The sequence below is a fragment of the Streptomyces sp. HUAS ZL42 genome (assembly GCF_040782645.1).
Taxonomy (GTDB): Bacteria; Actinomycetota; Actinomycetes; order Streptomycetales; family Streptomycetaceae; genus Streptomyces.
Genome location: NZ_CP160403.1, coordinates 8,818,720 through 8,839,521, shown reverse-complemented (window position 1 = coordinate 8,839,521; position 20,802 = coordinate 8,818,720). Strand labels below are relative to the sequence as shown.

The 20,802-nt window shown below is 72.1% G+C and carries 17 protein-coding genes; 10 read left to right on the top strand and 7 right to left on the bottom strand.

Annotated elements, in window-relative coordinates; translation table 11 throughout:
• Nucleotides 1–155 precede the first annotated feature (155 nt).
• The 4 genes from ABZO29_RS40350 to ABZO29_RS40335 all read left to right on the top strand — a co-directional run bounded on the left by ABZO29_RS40350 (nt 156) and on the right by ABZO29_RS40335 (nt 4,878).
• Nucleotides 156–662 carry a DUF485 domain-containing protein gene (locus tag ABZO29_RS40350; RefSeq protein WP_367325154.1) on the top strand — a complete coding sequence of 169 codons (507 nt, stop codon included), beginning with the start codon at nt 156–158 and terminating at the stop codon, nt 660–662.
• On the top strand, nt 659–2,275 hold the full coding sequence (locus ABZO29_RS40345) for a cation acetate symporter (protein ID WP_367325153.1): 1,617 nt from the start codon (nt 659–661) through the stop codon (nt 2,273–2,275). The genes ABZO29_RS40350 and ABZO29_RS40345 overlap by 4 nt, the downstream gene beginning before the upstream one ends.
• 244 nt (nt 2,276–2,519) lie before the next feature.
• On the top strand, nt 2,520–3,341 hold the full coding sequence (locus tag ABZO29_RS40340) for a hypothetical protein (protein ID WP_367325152.1): 822 nt from the start codon (nt 2,520–2,522) through the stop codon (nt 3,339–3,341).
• A 148-nt stretch (nt 3,342–3,489) separates the two neighbouring features.
• On the top strand, nt 3,490–4,878 hold the full coding sequence (locus tag ABZO29_RS40335; RefSeq protein WP_367325151.1) for an MFS transporter: 1,389 nt from the start codon (nt 3,490–3,492) through the stop codon (nt 4,876–4,878).
• 42 nt (nt 4,879–4,920) lie between these two features.
• Here the strand turns inward: ABZO29_RS40335 and ABZO29_RS40330 are convergent, their stop codons facing one another.
• From ABZO29_RS40330 to lnt, 4 genes are all read right to left on the bottom strand, one after another.
• Nucleotides 4,921–6,867, bottom strand: coding sequence for a helix-turn-helix domain-containing protein (locus tag ABZO29_RS40330; protein WP_367325150.1), 1,947 nt, complete (start codon nt 6,865–6,867; stop codon nt 4,921–4,923).
• Nucleotides 6,868–6,940: 73 nt separating this feature from the next.
• Entirely contained in the window at nt 6,941–7,741 is an 801-nt protein-coding gene (locus ABZO29_RS40325) for a 3-hydroxybutyrate dehydrogenase (protein ID WP_367325149.1), read from the bottom strand.
• A 54-nt stretch (nt 7,742–7,795) separates the two neighbouring features.
• A complete protein-coding gene (locus ABZO29_RS40320; protein WP_367325148.1) occupies nt 7,796–8,275 on the bottom strand; it encodes an NUDIX domain-containing protein in 480 nt (159 codons plus the stop codon).
• 67 nt (nt 8,276–8,342) lie between these two features.
• Nucleotides 8,343–9,953, bottom strand: a complete 1,611-nt coding sequence (gene lnt, locus ABZO29_RS40315; RefSeq protein WP_367325147.1) for an apolipoprotein N-acyltransferase — start codon at nt 9,951–9,953, stop codon at nt 8,343–8,345.
• A gap of 264 nt (nt 9,954–10,217) precedes the next feature.
• On the opposite strand from lnt, the gene ABZO29_RS40310 reads away from it, so the two are divergent.
• Nucleotides 10,218–11,255: an O-antigen ligase family protein gene (locus tag ABZO29_RS40310; RefSeq protein ID WP_367325146.1), complete on the top strand. Its 1,038-nt coding sequence runs from the start codon at nt 10,218–10,220 to the stop codon at nt 11,253–11,255.
• A gap of 45 nt (nt 11,256–11,300) precedes the next feature.
• Here ABZO29_RS40310 and ABZO29_RS40305 read toward each other — a convergent pair whose 3' ends face one another.
• Both ABZO29_RS40305 and ABZO29_RS40300 read right to left on the bottom strand, forming a co-directional pair.
• Nucleotides 11,301–11,846 (bottom strand): hypothetical protein, encoded by a 546-nt coding sequence (locus tag ABZO29_RS40305; protein WP_367325145.1) that lies wholly within the window; start codon nt 11,844–11,846, stop codon nt 11,301–11,303.
• A gap of 109 nt (nt 11,847–11,955) precedes the next feature.
• Entirely contained in the window at nt 11,956–12,741 is a 786-nt protein-coding gene (locus tag ABZO29_RS40300; protein ID WP_367325144.1) for a glutamate racemase, read from the bottom strand.
• Between the two features lie 39 nt (nt 12,742–12,780).
• Here ABZO29_RS40300 and ABZO29_RS40295 point away from each other — a divergent pair, with 39 nt between their 5' ends.
• A complete protein-coding gene (locus tag ABZO29_RS40295) occupies nt 12,781–13,974 on the top strand; it encodes a glycosyltransferase (RefSeq protein ID WP_367325143.1) in 1,194 nt (397 codons plus the stop codon).
• Between the two features lie 3 nt (nt 13,975–13,977).
• Here ABZO29_RS40295 and ABZO29_RS40290 read toward each other — a convergent pair whose 3' ends face one another.
• On the bottom strand, nt 13,978–15,267 hold the full coding sequence (locus ABZO29_RS40290; protein ID WP_367326374.1) for a TerD family protein: 1,290 nt from the start codon (nt 15,265–15,267) through the stop codon (nt 13,978–13,980).
• A gap of 299 nt (nt 15,268–15,566) precedes the next feature.
• On the opposite strand from ABZO29_RS40290, the gene ABZO29_RS40285 reads away from it, so the two are divergent.
• From ABZO29_RS40285 to ABZO29_RS40270, 4 genes are all read left to right on the top strand, one after another.
• Nucleotides 15,567–15,995, top strand: coding sequence for a DUF6643 family protein (locus ABZO29_RS40285; protein WP_367325142.1), 429 nt, complete (start codon nt 15,567–15,569; stop codon nt 15,993–15,995).
• Nucleotides 15,996–16,409: 414 nt separating this feature from the next.
• Complete coding sequence (locus tag ABZO29_RS40280) at nt 16,410–17,234, top strand: MOSC domain-containing protein (protein ID WP_367325141.1); 825 nt, start codon at nt 16,410–16,412, stop codon at nt 17,232–17,234.
• A gap of 200 nt (nt 17,235–17,434) precedes the next feature.
• On the top strand, nt 17,435–18,040 hold the full coding sequence (locus ABZO29_RS40275) for a hypothetical protein (protein WP_367325140.1): 606 nt from the start codon (nt 17,435–17,437) through the stop codon (nt 18,038–18,040).
• 107 nt (nt 18,041–18,147) lie between these two features.
• On the top strand, nt 18,148–20,577 hold the full coding sequence (locus ABZO29_RS40270; protein ID WP_367325139.1) for a right-handed parallel beta-helix repeat-containing protein: 2,430 nt from the start codon (nt 18,148–18,150) through the stop codon (nt 20,575–20,577).
• Nucleotides 20,578–20,802 lie beyond the last annotated feature (225 nt).

The window sequence follows — 20,802 nt, the reverse complement described above, 5'->3', positions numbered from 1 at the left end:
CCGGCTGCCGTGACATTCACCACACGCCCAGCTCCCCGCAAGCTCAAACCGTAATGCTCAGGAGGCTTATCAGGCATTCCAACCAGTCGGTATCGTGCGCCGGCACACCCTCCTCCAGTCCCCCCACGGATCCGAGCCGCACCGGAAGGCCCCGCATGACATATCCCGACGACCAGCGGTACCCGCAGCCACCACCGCCGCATCGGCCGCACCCGCGGACCGAGCCGCACGGGCTCACCCCTCGGTACGAGTCGTACGGGTGGCATCCGGGATTCGACTCCTCCCCGTCCGGACACGACGACTCTCCGTACGGCTGGTACGGAGCAGCCCCCCGACAGGCTCCGTACGCACACGAGGCCCATCGGCCCGGCGCCGACCTCGCCGACCTCCGCTCGGCCTACCGCGTGCTCCGCCGGATCTCCACGCTCACCGCGCTCGGCTCCTTCGTGGTGTACGTGGTGCTGTCCTGCTCCGCACCGGGCCTGATGGGGTCCAAGATCGTTGGGGAGCTGAGCCTGGGGATGGCCGTGGGGGTGCTTCAACTCGTCGTCACCTTCGCGGCGGTCTTCTGGTACGGACGCAGCGCGCGACGCTCGGTGGACCCGTTGGCCCGCGCCGTCAGGGAACGGTCGGCCGCACGGCACGCGGGGATGGCCAAATGACCGACTTCGGCTCCGGGACGCAGGCCACCGTCCTCGTCCTCTTCACCACCCTGGTCACCATCACCCTGCTGATGTGCGTGATGGCGGGTCCGGACCGCGACGACCTGACGAACTTCTACACCGGCTACCTCTCGCTCACCCCGTTCAAGAACGGCCTGGCCATCGCGGGCGACTACATCTCCGCGGCCACGGTGCTGAGCACCACCGGCATCATCGCCCTCGCCGGATACGACGGCTATGTCCTGGCGGTCAGCACCGCCCTGTCCCTGGTGCTGCTGATGTTCCTGCTGGCCGAACCTCTGCGCAACGCCGGCCGGTTCACCATGGGCGACGTCCTGGCCCGCAACATGCCCGGGCGGGCCGTGCGTATCGCCGCCTGCGTGGTGACGCTTTCCGCGACCGTGCCCTTCCTGGTCGTCCAGCTCTCCGGGGCCGGGTCGCTGCTCACGTTCATCCTCGGCATCCCGCACTGGGCGGGCGCCAGGACGGCGTCGATCGTCATCGTCGGCAGCCTGATGATCATTTACGCGGCGCTCGGCGGTATGAGGGGAACCGCGCTCCTTCAGATGATCAAGATCGTCATCCTGCTCGGCACCAGCGTCGTCGTCGCCGCCCTGGTCCTGAACCGCTTCGACTGGAGCCCGGGAGAGGTGCTCAGGGCCGCCCAGCACGGCAGCGGTACGGGACCCGCGTTCCTTCAGCAGGGCCTTCAGCTGGGCACCTCGGCCGGCGACCGGCTGGACTTCATCGGACTCCAGATCACCGTGGTCCTCGGCGTGGCCTGCCTGCCCCACATCACCATGCGCCTGTACTCCGCGAAGGACGTGCCGGCGGTGCGCCGCTCCATGTCGTGGGCCGTCGGCACGGTCACCACCTTCTGCCTGCTCGTGATCGTCATGGGCACGGGCGCGGCGGCGCTGGTGGGATCGAGGTACATCACCGCGGCCGACCCGCAGGGCAGGACGTCGGTGCTCATGCTGTCGCAGGTGCTCGGCGGGGACCCCGCCTCCGCGGGTGCGACGATTCTCTACTCGGCCATGGCGGGGATGGTGTTCATCACCCTGCTGTCCTCGGTCGCGGGAATGACCCTGGCCGCGGCCTCGTCGCTGGCCCACGACCTGTTCGCCCACGCGGCGCGGCGGGGACAGGCGGAGCCGCGTACGGAGATGACGGTGGCGGCAGGTACGAGCGTGGCCGTGGGAACCGTCGCCATCGGACTCGCCACCCTGGTCCAGCACTGGGACGTCGGCGTGCTGACCACTCTGGCCATCTGCATCGGGGCATCCGCGGTGGCTCCCGCGCTGACCTACTCCCTGTTCTGGAGAGGATTCACGCGCACCGGCCTGCTCGCCACCCTCTACGGCGGTGCGGCCTGCGCGCTGGTGCTGATGGTCTTTTCCAAGGCCGTCTCGGGCACGCCGTCCGCCGTCTTCCCGGACGCCGACTTCCACTGGTTCCCCATGCAGTCGACCGGACTGGTCTCCATCCCCTTCGGTTACCTGGCGGGCTGGCTGGGCAGCCGTCTGGACCACCGGCGCCGCGCCGCGGACAGCCGGGAGAGCAGGCAGCTGTACGAGGAGAGCGAGGCGCGTCTGCTCGCCGCAGCCGAATGACCACGGTGCCGCGGCGGACTGGGCGGGCGGCCCCCGTGCCGCCGCCGCTGCAGTCCGCCCCGGGGCCCAGGGCCCCCTCCCGCGGCCCCCCTTGGCAGCCGTATGACGACGCGCACGCCGCTGTGCGCCGGCAACCGCAACCGAAACGCCGAGCCGCCTGCCGCTCGAACACCGGCGAGGCACACGGCGAGTACTGAACCCGCAGCGCATACCCCGTTCGTCGGCTCTCCGAAGAGGTGACCCCGTGAAGACAGCGCGCGCGGCCTGGCGCCGCCTCGAGCCCGTACACGGCATGATCTACTTCGTCCCCGAGGGGAGGCGACGGTACGCGGCCCTCGGACTGAGCGGACGCGCCGGGTACTTCACCTCCCGGAGCGCCGTGTTCGGCCGAGCACCCGCCGAACTGGTCATCTCGACCTTCTACAACTTCAACCCCGACCTCGTACGGCAGGCGCTCGAGGGGGCCTGGGACGCCACAACGCCGCAGCAGGTGCTGGACGCCCGCTACACCGCGGCGGGTGAAGCCCTGCGGCGGGCCGGAATCCACGAGCTGCCCGACCTGGACGAGGTCCTGGCACTGACCCGCCGGGCCGCCGAGGCGGCCTGCGAACACGCGCAGGGCCGCCCGCTGTTCGCCGCGCATGCCGCACTGCCCTGGCCGGAGGAGCCGGTACTGCAGCTGTGGCACGCCCAGACACTGCTCCGGGAGTTCCGCGGGGACGGCCATGTCGCGTGCCTGCTGAGCGAGGGCGTCGGGGGCTTGGAGGCCCTGGTTCTGCACGCCGCGACCGGCGACGTTCCCGTCGGCTTCCTCAAGGCGAGCCGTGCGTGGCCCGAGGAGGAGTGGGCCGGCACCCAGGAGCGCCTGCGCACGCGAGGTCTCCTCGACGGCGAGGCCCTCAGCCCGGAAGGCGTACTCCTGCGCCGGCACATCGAGGACCGCACCGACCGCCTGGCCCTTCCCGCCTACGGCGCGCTGGGAGAGGCCGGCTGTGAGCGTCTCGCCGAACTCGCGAGCCCCTTCGGCCGCGCCGTCGTCGACGCCGGCCTTCTCAATCTCGGCTGACCGATGTGTCATCGGCGGGCAGTCATAGGCGTCACGCGCACACCCCACGTCAGAAGTATGTAGTCCCACCACATGTGCGCCCGCTCTGTGTCTTCCTACGGTGTGCCAGCACGTACCCGTCCCCACCGAACACCCGGAAGTGGTGCACATGGCCTCCGCAGCAGCATCCGCTCCCCCGACGCCCGCGAACCTCAAGCGCATCGTCGCCGCGAGCCTCATCGGCACCACCATCGAGTGGTACGACTTCTTCCTCTACGGCTCCGCAGCCGCCCTCGTCTTCAACAAGCTGTTCTTCCCGGACTCCGACCCGCTCGTCGGCACGCTGCTGTCGTTCCTTACGTACGCGGTCGGATTCGCCGCCCGTCCGATCGGTGCGCTCGTCTTCGGGCACTACGGCGACCGGCTCGGGCGCAAGAAGCTGCTGGTGCTGAGTCTGCTGCTGATGGGCGGGGCGACGTTCGCGATCGGGCTGCTGCCCACGCACGCGACCGTCGGGAGCGCCGCCCCCGTGCTGCTGACCACCCTGCGCCTGGTCCAGGGCTTCGCGCTCGGTGGGGAGTGGGGCGGCGCCGTGCTGCTCGTGTCCGAGCACGGGGACGCACGGCGGCGCGGGTTCTGGGCCTCGTGGCCGCAGACCGGGGCGCCCGCCGGGCAGTTGCTCGCCACGGGTGTGCTGTCCCTGCTGACGGCCGTGCTCTCCGACACCGCCTTCGGCACCTGGGGCTGGCGGATCCCGTTCCTGCTCTCCGGGGTGCTGGTGATCGTCGGCTTGTGGATTCGTCTCTCTGTCGATGAATCGCCGGTCTTCCAGCAGGCGTTGGCGCAGGCCGAGGCGCGCAAGGCGGCCCGCACCACCGAGGCCGAGAAGCTGCCGCTCGTCTCCGTGCTGCGGTACCACTGGCGGGACGTGCTGATCGCGATGGGCGCGCGCATGGCGGAGAACATCTCCTACTACGTCATCACCGCCTTCATCCTCGTGTACGCCACCACTTCGGCCGGTGTCTCCAAGCAGACGGCGCTCAACGCGGTGCTGATCGCGTCGGCCGTGCACTTCGCGGTGATCCCGCTGTGGGGCGCGCTGTCGGACCGGATCGGACGCCGCCCCGTGTACCTGCTGGGCGCGGCGGGCGTCGGTCTGTGGATGTTCCCGTTCTTCTCGCTCATCGACACCGGCGGTTTCGGCAACCTGATCCTCGCCGTGACCGTGGGCCTGGTCCTGCACGGCGCGATGTACGCGCCCCAGGCCGCCTTCTTCTCCGAGATGTTCGCGACCCGGATGCGCTACTCCGGCGCCTCCATCGGCGCTCAGTTCGCCTCGGTCGCGGCGGGCGCGCCCGCACCACTGATCGCCACCGCGCTGCTGGCCGACTACGACAGCTCCACGCCGATCGCGCTGTACGTGATCGCCGCCGCCGTCCTCACCCTCGTCGCCGTGGGGGTGGCGAAGGAGACCCGTCACCGGGACCTCGCGGAGGTCGAACCGGTCGTCGACGCGGAGCCAGCGACCGCCCGGACCGCGGACGCGCGCACCGCCTGAACCACCCCGGTACCTGCCCCCGTACGCCACCGCGTGCGGGGGTCAGTGCTGCGAGGGTGCCGACAACCGGTGCAGCCGCAGGGCGAGTTGTATCTCCAAGACGCGGGCAGGGCTCTGCCAGTCGTCGCCGAGGAGCCGGCCGACGCGCTCCAGGCGCTGGGCGACCGTGTTCACATGGACGTGCAGCGCGTCCTTGGTGCGGGCCGGGCTCATGCCGCAGGCGAAGTAGGCGTCGAGTGTGCGCAGCAGGTCGGTGCCGCGCCGTTCGTCGTAGGCGACCACCTCGCCGATGGTGCGGTCCACGAAGCCCGCGATGTCCCGGTCGCCGGCGAGCAGCAGTCCGAGGAAGCCGAAGTCCTCGGCGGCCGCGCCGTCGCCGGAGCGGCCGAGGAGCCGCAGGGCGTCGAGGCAGCGGCGGCCCTCAGCGTAGGCCGCGGCCACGGCGTCCGGTCGGGCGGCGAGGTCCTCGACCGGGGCGGAGGCGCCGACGGTGACCGCCTCGTGGACGGCTGTGCCCAGGTGGCGGGCGGTGCGGCGGGCGAGGTCGGTCGCGGTGTCGCCACGAGCCAGGGGCAGCAGCAGGACCGTGCCGCCGTCGCGCGCGGCGGCCAGTCCGTGACGGGTCGCGGCCAGGTGGGAGGCGGCGGACCACAGCCGCCGCCGCGCGTCAGCCTCCTGGTCGGCGTCGGCGGGCGCGGCGTCGAGCCGCGCGGTGAGGACGACGTGGGTGGCGTCGAGGTCGGCCTGCAGCCGGGAGGCACGTTCGCGCAGCAGACGCGGGTCGCGGTCGCGGGCGTCCAGCAGGTCGTCGAGGAGTTCGCCGCGGACGCGCTGTTCGGCCTCCGCGGCGGAGCGTCTGGCGAGGAGCAGCAGGGAGGTGACCATCGCGGCGCGCTCCAGGGTGCGCTGGTCGACCGGGTCGAGGCCGGGGTGGCCGCGCAGGACCAGGGCGCCGAGCAGTTCGCCGCCGGCGGTCACGGCGGCGATCCAGTCGTCCCGGTGCCGCACCGCGTGCCCCTCGGCGCGCGACGCCTCCAGGGCCTCGGCCGGCGCCGCGGTGGCCTCGGTGAACTCGACCGTGCCGGCGAGGACCTGGGAGACGGCGGCGGCGACGTCGTGGACGCCGCCGCCGCGCAGGACCAGTTCGGCGAGGCGGTCGTGGACGTCGGAGGCGCGCTCGATCACGCCGCTGCGGTCCTGGATGATCTCGTTGGCCCGCTCCAGGCCTGCCAGGGCGGAGCGGGTCTCGGTGAGCAGGTTGGCGGTGTCGATGGCGGCCGCGGCGAGCGCGGCGAAGGAGCCGAGGAGGGCGATCTGCTCCCGCTCGAAGACACGGGCCCTCCGGTCCGCCGCGAAGAGCACGCCGATGACGTTGGCCCCGAGCATCAGCGGCACGCCGAGGATGGCCACCAGGCCCTCGTCGTGCACGCCCGCGTCGATGGCGGCGGTGTGCTGGAAGCGGGCGTCCTTGAAGTAGTCGTCGGTGACGTAGGGACGGGCCGTCTGGGCGACGAGGCCGCCGAGGCCCTCGCCCATTCCGAGGCGCAGCTGCTGGAAGCGGGCCGCGACCGAGCCCTCGGTCACCCGCATGTAGGTGTCGCCCCTGACCGGGTCGTTCAGGCTGAGATAGGCGACGTCCGTGCCGAGCAGCGACCGGGCGCGCTGCACGATCGCCTGGAGCACGGCGTCCAGGTCCCGCAGGCCCGCCAGATCATGGGCGGTCTCGAAGAGGGCGGACAGCTCGGCCTCCCGCCGGCGCCGTCCCTCCAGTTCCGAGCGCACGCGCAGAGCGAGCAGCTTGGCCCGTTCGAGCGCCTCGATCCGCTCCGCCGGCCGTCCCTCTGCGCGGGCTAGCAGCACCGGCCGCTCGTAGGCGTCGGCGGGCGCACCGCGGGCCAGCAGCTCCAGGAACGGCGCGTCGGCGCTGCTCGCCCGCGCCTCGACGCCGTCGGCGGGGCGCTCGGCGGACTGCACGTGATCGCGGGACATGCTCACAGGATTCACCATCGACCGGCCGCCCCGTCAGCCCTGTGGACAACTCCGGGCCGAGGGGCGGGCCCGCTCAGTGCGCGGTCCAGCCGCCGTCGAGGACCAGCGAGGTGCCGGTCACGAAGGACGCCTGCGGACTGCACAGGTACGCCACCGCCTCGGCCACCTCCTCCGGCTCGATGAGCCGTTTGACCGCGCTGTCCTGCAGCAGCACCTCGGACAGGACACGCTCCTCGGGGATGCGGTGCGCCCGGGCCTGGTCGGCGATCTGCTTCTCGACCAGCGGGGTGCGCACGTACGCCGGGTTCACGCAGTTCGATGTGACGCCGTGGGGGGCGCCTTCGAGGGCGGCGGTCTTGGACAGTCCTTCCAGGCCGTGCTTGGCGGCCACATACGCCGACTTGTAGGCCGAGGCACGCAGACCGTGGACGGACGACACGTTGACGATGCGGCCCCAGCTCTGCCCGTACATGTGCGGCAGGGCGCCCCGGATGAGCCGGAACGGCGCCTCCAGCATCACGGTGAGCACCGTGTGGAAGACGTCCGGCGGGAACTCCTCGAGGGGCCGTACCAGCTGCAGGCCCGCGTTGTTGACGAGGACGTCGGTTCCCGCGGCGGCGAGTTCTGCGGCGTCCAGGTCGGTCAGGTCGAGGACGTGCGGTTCGATGCCGCCCGCCAGGCCCGCGGACCGGTCGGCGAGCGACTCCAGTCCTGCGGCGTCCCGGTCGACCGCTCTCACCTTGGCCCCGGCGGCCGCCAGCCGCAGCGCGCAGGCACGGCCGATGCCGCCGGCGGCGCCGGTGACGAGGGCAGTGCGGCCGCCGAGGTCGAGCAGGGGGGCGTGGGTGCCCGGAAGGGCGCTGGGCGGGGTCATGGTCCGACCCTAGGCAGCGCTCCCTCCCCACCCCATGTGGTCATCCTCCATACTTCACTCGGAACTCGTAGCGTCGAACCACGTAGGTGCGCCGGACAGGGCCTGCTTGATCCGGAAGCGTCCGAACTCGTTCAGCTCCGGCAGGGCGTCCACCGCGAACCAGCCCACCTCGAGCGACTCGTCGTCGTTGACACGCGCCTCGCCGCCGACGGCCCGGCAGCGGATGGTGATGTCCATGTACTGGCAGACGTCGCCGTTGCCGTAGGTCAGCGGGTTCAGCGCCTGCACGAGGACCACGCGTTCGGCGACGCAGCGCACCGCGGTCTCCTCGTGGACCTCCCGCACGGCGCAGGCCGCGGGCTGCTCCCCCGGCTCCGGGATGCCCCCGATCACCGACCACCTGCCGGTGTCGGAGCGGCGGCCCAGCAGCACTCTGCCCTCGTCGTCGAAGACGATGGCGGTGACTCCGGGGAGCCACAGCAACTGGTGACCGACGTCGGCCCGGAGGGTACGGATGAAGTCAGGGGTAGCCATGGAGCGACCCTAGCGGGCCGGTCGTGGTCCCCCCGGCGAGTTCCGGGGGCGTGCACCGGTCGTACGGTTACACCTCACCGGCGCGTCGGCGGCGCACCCCGGCACCGATCGCCCAGCCCAGTCCGCCCGCCGCCACCAGCACCAGGGCGATCTCCGGCAGGATGCCCAGCCGCGTGGCGGGCGTCTGCGAGGAGCGCAGCGGCACCTTCTGGACCAGCGAGTCGGCCACGAACATGCCGGTCTTCTTGGTGATCTTCCCGTCCGGCATGATGATCGCGCTGACGCCGCTGGTCACCGGGACGGTCACGGTCCGGCTGTGCTCTACGGCGCGGATGCGGGACATGGCGAGCTGCTGGTAGGTCATCTCGCTGCGGTCGAAGGTCGCGTTGTTGCTCGGCACCGAGATCATCGTCGCGCCGTCGGTGACGGTGTCGCGGACGGCCCAGTCGAAGGCGGCCTCGTAGCAGGTGACCAGGCCCACCTTGGCGTTGGCCATCCTGAACACTCCCGGCTCGGTGCCCCGGCTGAAGTCCTGGTGGACCATGCTGGTCCAGTTGTCGTTGATCGCGCCGATGAGCGAGCGCAGCGGGAGGTACTCGCCGAACGGCTGGACCTGCCGCTTGTCGTAGGTGTCGACGGGCCCCTTCACCGGGTCCCACAGGATCTGCTCGTTGTACAGCTTGCCGTCCCGCTCGACGACACCGCCGACCGAGACGGGCACGCCGATCGCCTTCGCGGCCTCGTCGATGACGGCGCGCGCGTCGGGATAGGCGAAGGGGTCGATGTCGGAGGAGTTCTCGGGCCACAGCACGATGTCGGGCTTGGCCACCTTGCCCGCCTTGACCTGTGCGGCCAGCCGCTCCGTCTCGCGCGCGTGGTGGTCGAGGACGGCGCGCCGCTGGGCGTTGAAGTCGAGGCCGAGGCGCGGCACGTTCCCCTGGATCGCGGCGACCGTGACGGTGCCGTCCTCCGCCTTGTCGCTCACCAGCGGACGGGCGGCGAGCGCCCCCGCGACCGGCACTGCGACGCTGAGCAGGGCCACCGCCGCGGCCGACTTGCGGATCTCCCGGGTGCGCCGGCCCTCGACCACCAGCCGGACGACCTCGTACAGACCGAACCCGCACAGGACCACCGCGAAGCCCAGCACCGGGGTGCCGCCCACCGCCGCGAGCGGCAGGAAGACACCGTCCGCCTGTCCGAAGGCGATCTTGCCCCAGGGGAAGCCGCGGAAGGGTACGCGCGCGCGTGCCGCCTCACCGGCGATCCACACCGCGGCCGCCCACAGCGGCCAGGCGGGCAGCTTCGACACAGCGGCCACTCCCGCCCCGACCAGTGCGACGAAGACCGCCTCGATGGCCACCAGGGCGAGCCACGGCCCGGAGCCGACCTCCACGCCTGTCCACACCAGCAGCGGCAGCAGGAAGCCGAGGCCGAAGAGGTAGCCGAGGCCCAGGCCCGCCTTCCAGCCGCGGCCGCGCAGCACCCACCCGAAGAGGGCGAAGGCCGGCAGGGCCAGCCACCCCACGGTGCGCGGCGGGAAACTGACGTAGAGCAGCACTCCGGAGAGCGCGGCGACGGCGGCCGGAACGAGGCGCAGGAGCCGTGCGCCGCGCGATGCGGGCGCCGACTGGGGTCCTGTCCGGTCCGACCGGCCGACGGAAGTTGCGGTGACGGTCACTCCGGGAGTGTACGGCGGGTGACCTTGACACCGACAGCTCTGTCCGGGCGTCGGCTCACGGTGCGCACCTCTCCTGAGCCGAAACAAACAGGGCGCTTCCGCGCTCAGGAACCGCATCTTTCCGATGCATCTCGGTCCAACACATCCACAAATCGGCCATCAGCCGTTACGGTGTGCCGAAGCCTCCGCCGTGCGATCGATCACGGCGGGGTTCGTCACACGTCGGGGGACGACCGGTTCGGGGGGCGGGTGGGGTCCACGGGGATGACGTCTGTGGCCGGTCGGGACGCGGACGACGAAAGACGCAACATCTCGGACGCGGCGGGCGTGGCCGTGCTGGGGGCCTGCGCCACCTGGTCCGTGGTCACGGCGGCGGCGCACGACGGCCGCCCCGAAGGCATGCTGCTCGCGGTGCTCGCCGTGGCCGCCGGTTACGCCATGGGGCGGATCTTCGGGGCGATCGTGCCGGTCGCCGCACCGGCCGTCGCGGCCGTGGCCGGTCTGTGTCTGACGGTGGCCGCTCCGCGTCTCTCCCCTGGGCCCGAGATCGTCGCGCCGCTCGGACACGCCGGCGCCACGGCCGCCGTGCTGACCCTCTCCACGGGCGCCGCGTGCTGCGCCGCCTGGTCCACGCCCGTGCCGTTCCTCAGGCTTGCCCTGCGCCTGCTGGCCGCCGGGATCATCGCGGCCGGCGCCGTCGTCGGCTCGACCACCGCGGTGGTCACCTGCGGCGCGGTGCTGCTGTGCTCACTCGCCGCCGGGCGCATGCCTCACCGCGGCACCGGCCTCGTGGGACTGGCCCTGACCGCGACGCTGGTGACGGGCCTGACCTGGGCGGTCGCCGGTGACGCGCTGCCGGAGGGCCTCACCGCCTCCCTGGAGGGCCGGCTGACACCGCACCGCGTCGATCTGTGGCGCGACGCCCTGCGCCTGGCACGCGGGGACGCGGTCCTCGGCGTGGGGCCGGGGCGCTTCGGGGAGCTCAGCCCGTCGGCGGCCGAGTCGCTGCTGTCCGACGGCAAGCCGCACTCGGCGCCGCTGCAACAGGCGGCGGAACAAGGGGTGATCGGGGTCGTGCTCCTCGCGGCCGCCTTCTGCTGGGTGCTGTTCGCTCTGTGGCACACCGCGCGCCCCACGCCGGTCGCCCTCACCGCGGGAGCAGCGCTGACGGCCCTCGCGGCCATCGCCGCGGTCGGCAACGCGCTCAGCTTCACCACGGTCTCGGTCGGCGCGGGCGTGCTGGCCGGCTTGGCGACGGCACGCCCCCTCGCGGAGGAACAGGCGGGGTCGCAAGGGACGTAGACCGCACGTGGCCCGGGGCGGGAAGTGACGCGGTCCCTGCGAACCTCAGCGCGCCGGGCCGGGCGCGCCCGAGCGCAGCCGGTCCCTGATGGCGCGTACGGCGGCCTCGGCGTCGTCCACGGTGATCGTGAACGTGTGTCCGTCCCACAGGCGCAGCACCACGCCCTCGCCGCGCCGTACGACGACGGCGGTGCCCTTCTCCGGCCGCCAGCGGTAACCCCAGCCGCCCCAGTGGCGCGGGGTGACGTGCGGTTCGAAGTCGGCGCCGGCGACATGCGCCAGGGGGATGCGGCGGCGCGGCAGGCCCATGTGGCCGCAGCGCACCTCGAGGGACTCCTTGTCGAGCTTCAGGTCGACGTGGACGAAGGCCAGGGTGCCGAAGAGAACCAGCAGTCCGGCGGCGATGCAGCCGACGACGGCCATGACGAGCGGGGCGGTGCCGGAGGTCCACGCGGAATCGACGGCGAGTTCGATGCCGAGCGCCATGCAGGCGGCACCGGCCAGCGCCAGCAGCCACTGGACCCTGTTGGTCGCACGACCGGTCCAGACGTCGGGATGCGGGGCGTTCTCGTCGTGGGGGTGGTCCCTCATGCCTATGAGGTTACTCAGGTTTCGCTGCGCGGGTACCGCGTTGCGCCGGGTGACTGCGCCGGGTGGGCGTGCCCCGGATCGACGCGGTCCGCCCTGCGCGGGCGGACGGTCAGGAGGCGGGGCTGACCGCCTGCAGCATCCGGCCTTCGGCGTAGGACAGGGCGGCCGCGGGCAGGGCGCCCTCGCGACCACTCAGCAGCACCGTCACCGAACCGAGTGCCGTCGCCCCGAGTTCGGGGAGCGCGCCGATCCGGCGCAGAGCCTGGGCGACCACCGCGCCGGCCGAGCCGTGCAGGACGAGCGGCGGCATGCCGGGGCGCTGCACGGCGGTGCGGATGTGTTCGGCGATCAGTTCGTAATGCGTGCATCCCAGGACGACGGTCCTCACCTCGTCCGGGGTCAGCGCGGCGGCGGCGGTGACGGCCTCGGCGATCGCCACCTCGTCCGCGCGCTCGACGGCCTCGGCGAGCCCCCAGCACGGGACCTCCACGACCTCCACACCGTCGGCGAAGTCCTGGATGAGGCCCCGCTGGTAGGGACTGCCGGTGGTGGCGGGCGTGGCCCAGATCGCGACGGGGCCGCCGCCTGCCGCGGCGGGTTTGATCGCCGGGACCGTGCCGATGACGGGGATCGCGGGTTCGAGGCGGGCGCGCAGAGTCGTCAGAGCGTGCACCGTCGCGGTGTTGCAGCCGACGATGAGGGCGTCGGGCCCATGTGCGGCGGCGGCTTCGGCGATGGCCACGGCACGCTCCGTGAGGTCTTGCGGTGTGCGCGGCCCCCAGGGCATGCCGTCGGGGTCCATGGAGAGCACCAGATCCGCGTCGGGTCGCAGGCCTCGTACCGCGGCGGTGGCCGCCAGCAGGCCGATTCCGGAGTCGATGAGCGCGATCTTCACCCGGCCACGATAGACGATGAGCTCTCGCGGACCCCTCCGGTGGGGCAGACTGCGCACGTGAGCGCGATCGTGTGGACTGCCGCCGCTTCACTGGCCGCCTGGCTGTGGCTGCTGCTCTGCCAGGGCTTCTTCTGGCGGACGGACGTGAGACTGCCGTACCGCGAGGAGCCGGAGGAGTGGCCGTCCGTCTGTGTCGTCGTACCGGCCCGTGACGAGGCCGCCGTGCTGCCCGCGAGCCTGCCCACCCTGCTCGCCCAGGACTATCCGGGCCGGGCGGAGGTCTTCCTCGTCGACGACGGCAGTTCGGACGGCACCGGGGAGCTGGCGCGCGAACTGGCGCGCCGGCAGGGCGGTTTGCCGCTCACCGTGGACTCGCCTGGTGAGCCGCCCGCGGGCTGGACCGGCAAACTGTGGGCGATGCGCCACGGGATCGGCCTCGCACGCGCGCGTGACCCCGAATACCTGCTGCTCACGGACGCCGACATCGCCCACGCCCCGGACAGCCTGCGCGCGTTGGTGGCCTCGGCACGCACGGGAGGCTTCGACGTCGTCTCGCAGATGGCACGGCTGAGCGTGGAGAGCCGGTGGGAACGGCTCGTCGTACCGGCCTTCGTGTACTTCTTCGCACAGCTGTATCCGTTCCGCCGGATCGGTAACAGGGGCGCGCGGACGGCGGCCGCGGCGGGCGGCTGTGTGCTGCTGCGCACCGAGTCCGCCGAGCGGGCCCGTGTCCCGGACGCCATCCGGCACGCCGTCATCGACGACGTGGCCCTCGCGCGGGCCGTCAAGGGCGACGGCGGGCACATCTGGCTGGGGCTGGCCGAGCGGGTCGACAGCGTGCGTCCGTATCCGCGGCTGCGCGACCTGTGGCGGATGGTCTCGCGCAGCGCGTACGCGCAACTGCGGCACAACCCGCTCCTGCTGGCCGGTACGGTGCTCGGTCTGGCTCTGGTCTACCTGGTCCCGCCGCTCGCCGTGTGCGTCGGGCTCGCCGTCGGCAGTACGGCCGCGGCGGTGCCCGGCGCCCTGGCATGGCTGGTGATGGCGGGGACGTACGTACCGATGCTCCGCTACTACCGCCAGCCGCTGTGGCTCGCTCCCCTGCTGCCGTTCACCGCGTTCCTGTATCTGCTGATGACGGTCGACTCCGCGGTGCAGCACTACCGGGGGCGCGGTGCGGCCTGGAAGGGCCGCACCTACGCACGTCCGGACGCCGTGCCCGACGAGGGCTGAGGCCTATTTCCTACCGGGCGTCCAGTTCATTCCCCATCCGTAGGCGTGGTCGACGGTCCGCTGCGGGCTGACGCCGCGCTCGGGCACCAGGTAGCGGGCCTCGCGCTGGACGACGAGGTCGCTGCCGGTGTTGGTGATGAGCGCGAGCGCGCACACCGTCGACGGGACCGTGCACTCGTCGAGCGAGAAGTCGACGGGGGCGCCGTACTGCGGCTGCAGGGTGACCGTGGCGTGCAGTTCGGCGAAGGACCGGGCGCCTTCGTAGATGGTCACGAAGACGAGGATGCGCCGGAAGTCCTGTGTGTGGTCGAGGTTGACGGTGAGGTTCTCGCCGCTCGCCACCGCGCCGGTGCGGTCGTCGCCGTCGAGGTGGATGTACGGCGGCTGGTGCAGCGAACCGAAGGCGTTGCCGAGGGCCTGCACGACTCCCTTGCGGCCGTCCGCCAGCTCGTACAGGGCGCACAGGTCGAGGTCGAGGTCGGAATGCATGGCGACCGCGCGGCCGCGCTTGCTGCCCCAGCCGGAGAACTGCTTGCGCACCTGCCAGTTGAGGTTGACTCGCATGGCGCCGGACGTGCCGCCCTGTTTGGTCAGCGAGACCGAGGGGGCGGCCTTGGTGAGCGTGACCTTGGTCAGGCGCACCGGTGCGGTGGGGGGCGCGGGCGGCGGGGGCGGGGCGTTGTACACCGGCGGGGGCACGGTGACGGGGGGCGAGGGGGGCGGCGCCTGCGGAGGCGCCGCGGCCGGGGGCGCCGGCTGCGGTGCCGCGTGCTGCGGCTCGTCCACCGTGATACCGAAGTCCGTGGCCAGGCCCTCCAGGCCACTGCTGTAACCCTGACCGACTGCGCGGAACTTCCAGGCGCCCTGACGGCGGTAGAACTCGCCGAGGACGAAAGCGGTTTCGACCGTGGCACCGGTGCTGTCGAAGCGGGCGGCCACGGTGCCCCGTGCCGCGTCCCGGACCTCGATGTACAGGTCCGGGACCTGCCCGAACGCCCCGCCGTCGGCGGACGCGGCGAGGACCACCGTCTCGATCGAGGGCTCCACGCGCGCGAGGTCGACGAGGAGGTTGTCCGTGACCCGGCCGCCGGCGTCCCTCTTGCCCTCGTGCCGAACCGCGCCGGAGGCGTGGACCGCCTGGTTGTAGAAGACGAAGTCCCCGTCGGAACGGACCTTTCCACCCACCAGCAGCAGGGCGGAGGCGTCCGCGTCGGGCACGCCGGGCCCCGAACGCCAGCCCACCTCGACGCGCAGTGCCGTCGTCGACACCGCAACGTTCGATCCCTTCGACATTGACATGTCCGCCCCCATCACCTGTCAGCGCGCCAGGCCGAGTCCCGGCCGTTCCCTTTGGTTCTCTACACGGCCAACCTATTCCGTGCTACAGCGAACTCCCATGACGAGCACAGGAACACCCACGTCCAACCGCCGGTAACCCGCCCGGAACTCGGCCTTTACACGACCCCAAGGCGGTCCGTCGTCCCTTTTTCCCAAGTTCGCTCGCATTGGGGATCCCGCGTCACTGCCGACACGAAAAACAACCCTCTTATCGGTCTCCCCAACCAGCACATCGTGGGCTTAACTTATGTGCCATGACCTCCCCCCGCTCCACCTATGGTGGCGGCTACTACTCCGCCTCCTTCCCGGACACTCCGATCTACGACTCCCTCGTGGCCGAGCGGGGTACCCCGCAGATCGCCCCGATCCGGGTCCCCGCCGCCTACGACACGCCGGGCAGCAGCCTGCCCGCGTTGCCGTCGGCGCTGCCCGCCCTGCCGGCGGGCCCGTCCCAGCCCTCCTACGGTTACCCGCAGATGCCGCAGCCGACCCCGCTGCAGCAGGCGCCCACGGCGTACATCCCGCAGCAGGCCGGCGCGCCCCGCGGTTACCCCGGCCCGCAGCAGCCGCGACCGGCGGCCCCCGGAGGCATGGGCTACGAGGCCATGCGCCCAGCGGCTCCCCGGCCCACCCCGGCCCCGTATCAGGACCCGTACAACAACCAGCAGTACCGCGGCTACTGAGCGGCACCCCGGGGTTGCCGACCGCTCTCCGGGGAGTGTGCACGAGGGCGGTTCAAATCGATCGTGTGATGGTCGGCTTCCGGGCTTGCGGCGGCCTCGGTCGTTCGGGCTACGGTGATCGTGCGATCCGGGACGCCGGGTACGGCGCCAGCGTGCGGGGCCCCTGCTCCACCGGAGTGATGGTTCAGGGCCTCCCCGTCGCCTCTGGCCGCACTCATACCGCACTCATATGGCCAGGTCATGAGGGAACCGGCCTCCCGGGATCGGACCACGGACAGGATCCGTGTCGCCGCCCTGGGGTCGAGTACGCCGGGGACCAGTGCGCCCAAGACCGTTCGGGGCGTGCGGCTGAGCGGGCTCACTCCTGCTCAGTCCACAGGAACGGTTGTCCGTGCCGCCTGGCAGGATGGCTCCATGGGGAATGCGGAGCTGTTGTCGATTCATGTTCATCCGGTCAAGGCGTTCCGGGGCCTGGCGCCCCGGGAGGCCGTCGTGGAGCCCTGGGGGCTGGCCGGAGACCGACGCTGGGCGCTGATCGACGACGGGGGAAGGGTCGTCACGCAACGCCAGCAACCGCGCCTCGCGCTCGCCGCCGCCGAGTTTCTGCCCGGCGGCGGCATTCTGCTGTCCGCCCCCGGCCTGGATCCGCTGGCCGTGCCCCTCCCGGAGCCGTTCGGCACGGTCACGCTGGAGATCTTCGGCGACAAAGTGGAGGGGGTCCTCGCCGACGACGCCGCGCACGCGTGGTGCAGCGCGTACCTCGGCGCGGACGTGCGCCTCGTGCACATGGACGATCCCGCCACGCGCCGCCCGGTCGACCCGGAGTACGCACTGCCGGGCGAGACCGTCACGTTCGCGGACGGCTATCCGCTGCTGCTCACCACAGCCGCCTCCCTCGACGCCCTCAACTCCCTGATCGCTCAAGGGGAGCACGGCCACGAGGGGCCGTTGCCGATGAACCGATTCCGGCCGAACGTGGTCGTGGCGGGCACCGAGCCCTGGGCCGAGGACGGCTGGTCGCGCATCACCGTCGGCGAGGTCGACTTCCGCGTCGCCAAGACGTGCGGGCGCTGTGTCGTGACGACCACCGACCAGCACACCGCCGGTCGCGGCCGGGAACCCCTCCTCACCCTCGGACGCCATCGCCGCATCGGCGGCAAGCTGGTCTTCGGGCAGAACCTGGTGCCCCTCACGCACGGCACGATCAGGGTCGGCGATCCGGTCACCGTCCTCGAATAGCGGACCGGTGGGCGCTCCCGGAGGAACTTCCTGCGACTCGGCCCACACCCGGGAACCCCGGTCCGGGGTCTGAGCGTTGGGTTTTCGTAAGAGGTTCACGAGAGGCCCGACGCCGCGTGATTTCGCTCTCTCTTCGACGGGGCCGGCACGTGAACGGCTCCGCCGGGGGTTATCACGGAGCGGGAAGGGGGTGCGGAGCAGTGCGAGCAATCAGCGGTCTCTGGCGTTGGCGGCACAATCCGCTGCGCCGCGGGACCGATCTCGCCGAGGCCTGGCTGGCCCTGACCGCCCTGCTGCTGGTTCTCCTGGTCGCGCCCGTGATCGGTTCCCTCGTGGGTGGCGTCGCGCAGGACGCCCTGCAGCAGTCGGTCCGCGACCAGCGCCAGTCCCGTCACCAGGTGACCGCGACAGTGGTGCGGAAAGTGGACGGCTCAGCACTGGAGGCCGACCCCGAGACCGCCACCGGACGCGACTCCCGCAGCCGCGTCCTGGCCGACTGGACCGCACCGGACGGCACTTCGCAGCACGGCACGGTCGTGGCGAACCTCAAGACACCGCACAGCGGCGACCACTTCACGATCTGGACGGACACGCACGGCAGCGTGGTGGCCCGCCCGCTGGACTCCGCGACGGCGACGACGCACGCCGTCCTCGCCGGATTCGGCGCGGCGCTGCTGACCGCGGCCCTGGTCGAGGGCAGCAGACGGCTGATCGTCTGGCGCATGGTCCGTCGCCGGTACGCCCGTTGGGACCAGGCATGGGACCGGGCGGGCCCGGACTGGGGCAGGACCGGCACCGGCAGTTGACGGCCTTGCGGCTCCGGTCAACCCACCGCCCCCGCGCACGCTACGGTGGACCGGCCGAGGCATTCGGCATCGACCCGCGTTCTACGAGGTGGGGGCAGAGCAACGCCATGGCACAGGGCACGGTCCAGGTGACGCACACCGGCACATCGCGGTGGCGGCGCCGCACGGGTGAGTACGCATCGCTCGCGGCCGCCCTGGAGGCCGCGGCCGACGGTGACGTCCTCACCGTCGCTCCCGGCACCTACCGGGAGAACCTCGTCGTCCAGCGGGCGGTGACCCTGCGGGGCCCGGAGGGCTCCCCCGGTTCCGTGCGCATCGCGCCCGTGGACGGGGTGCCGCTCACCGTGCGAGCCTCGGCGGTCGTACAGGACCTGCACGTGGAGGGCCAGGACGCGGCGGCGCCCGCTCTGCTGGTGGAAGAGGGCACGCCGGAGTTGACGGACGTGCGCATCGTCACCCGCTCGGCAGCCGGCATCGAGGTGCGCGGGGGTGCGCGGCCGACCGTGCGGCGGTGCACCGTCGACAATCCGGCGGGCATCGGCATCGCCGTGGTCGACGGCGGCGGCGGGGTGTTCGAGGAGTGCGAGGTCGTCTCGGCCGGCCAGGCCGGCATCGCGGTGCGCGGGGGCGGCCACCCCCGTCTGGAGCGCTGCCGGGTGCACCACGCCTCCGGCACCGGCCTGAGCGCGACCGGTGACAACTCCGCGCTGGAAGCGGTCGGTTGCGAGGTCTACGAGGTGCGGGGCAGTGGCGTCCAGGTCACCGGCCGGGCCACGGCGCACCTCACCGACTGCTCCGTCCACCGCACGACGGGGGACGGCGTCACTCTCGACACGGAGGCCGTGCTCACCCTCGCCGACTGCCGTATCCACGACATCCCGGAGAACGCGGTCGACCTGCGCTCGCGATCCGTACTGACGCTGACCCGGACGACGGTGCGTCAGTTCGGCCGCAACGGCCTGTCGGTGTGGGACCCGGGCACGCGTGTGGACGCCAACCAGTGCGAGATCTTCGACAGCACCGGCGACTACCCGGCCGTCTGGGTCAGCGACGGCGCCACGGCCGTACTGGACTCCTGCCGGGTGCACGACGTGCCCGACGCCCTGTTCGTGCTGGACCGCGGGTCGCGCGCGGACGTGGTCGACAGCGACCTCTCCCAGGTGCGCAACACGGCCGTGTCCGTGAGCGACGGCGCGACCGCGCAGCTCGACGACTGCCGTATCCGGGAAGCGGCGACGGGCGCGTGGTTCCGTGATCACGGCAGCGGGGGCACGCTCAACAACTGCACAGTGGACGGCACACAGACCGGCGTGATCGTGACCAAGGGCGCCGACCCCACCGTCGAACGCTGCACGGTCGACTCCCCCACCGAGGCCGGCTTCTACGTGTCGGCCGGGGGCCGCGGCAGTTTTCTGAACTGCCGGGTGACCGGCAGTGCCGGTTACGGCTTCCATGTGATCGACGGTTGTCGTACGACACTGCGCAAGTGCCGCACGGAGCGGTGCGCGCGCGGAGGGTACGAGTTCGCGGACGGCGGCCCCGACACCGGCACCGGCCCCGTCGTGGAGGACTGCACCAGCGACGAGAGCGCGGGCCTCGGCGTGCCCGCGGCACGGGAGACGGCCGTGCAGACGACGAGCCCCTCACCCGGGCTGCTCGGCGCGCTCCCCGAGCAGCGCGCCACCGCGCAGGAGCAGCAGGCCGCCGCCGCGGTGCCGGAGCAGCCGCGTACCTCGAAGGCGGTCCTCGGTGAACTCGACGCGCTGGTGGGCCTGGAGAGCGTCAAGCGCGAGGTGCGGGCGCTGACCGACATGATCGAGGTGGGCCGGCGCCGGCAGCAGGCGGGCCTGAAAGCGGCCTCCGTCAAGCGGCATCTGGTCTTCACCGGCTCCCCCGGCACCGGAAAGACAACGGTCGCCCGCCTCTACGGCGAGATCCTCGCCTCTCTCGGTGTGCTGGAGAAGGGCCATCTCGTCGAGGTGTCCCGTGTCGACCTGGTCGGCGAGCACATCGGCTCCACGGCGATCCGCACTCAGGAGGCCTTCGACCGGGCGCGCGGCGGCGTACTGTTCGTCGACGAGGCGTACGCGCTGTCCCCGGAGGACTCCGGCCGTGACTTCGGCAAGGAGGCCATCGACACGCTGGTGAAGCTGATGGAGGACCACCGGGACGCGGTGGTGGTCATCGTCGCGGGCTACACGGCCGAGATGGAACGGTTTCTTTCCGTCAACCCCGGTGTGGCGTCCCGCTTCTCACGCACCATCACCTTCAGCGACTACGCCCCCGAGGAGCTGCTGCGGATCGTGGAGCAGCAGGCCGAGGAACACGAGTACCGGCTGGCGCCGGGCGCGTCGGAGGCGCTGCTGAAGTACTTCACGGCGATCCCGAAGGGGCCGGCGTTCGGCAACGGCCGCACCGCGCGGCAGACCTTCGAAGCGATGGTGGAACGGCACGCCGGCCGTGTCGCCCAGTTCGAGGAGCCGAGCACGGACGACCTGACGCTGCTGTACGCGGAGGACCTCCCGGAGCTGCCCTGAGCCCCTGGCGGTGACCGGCCGGGGCCTGTCCGGCGGATCATGCCGCAGACGCGGGGCTTGGCCCGACTGTCTGCGGCGTCGTCGGTTGCCGACTCCCCCACTTGCTTCGCTCGAGCGGGGGACCCCGCATCGCGTCGACGCCCTGTTCCGCCTTGCAGCTGGACGCCCCGCTCACCGACGCTGACCAGATAGCGCTGCTCCCCTGAGACTTGACCCGCCGGACAG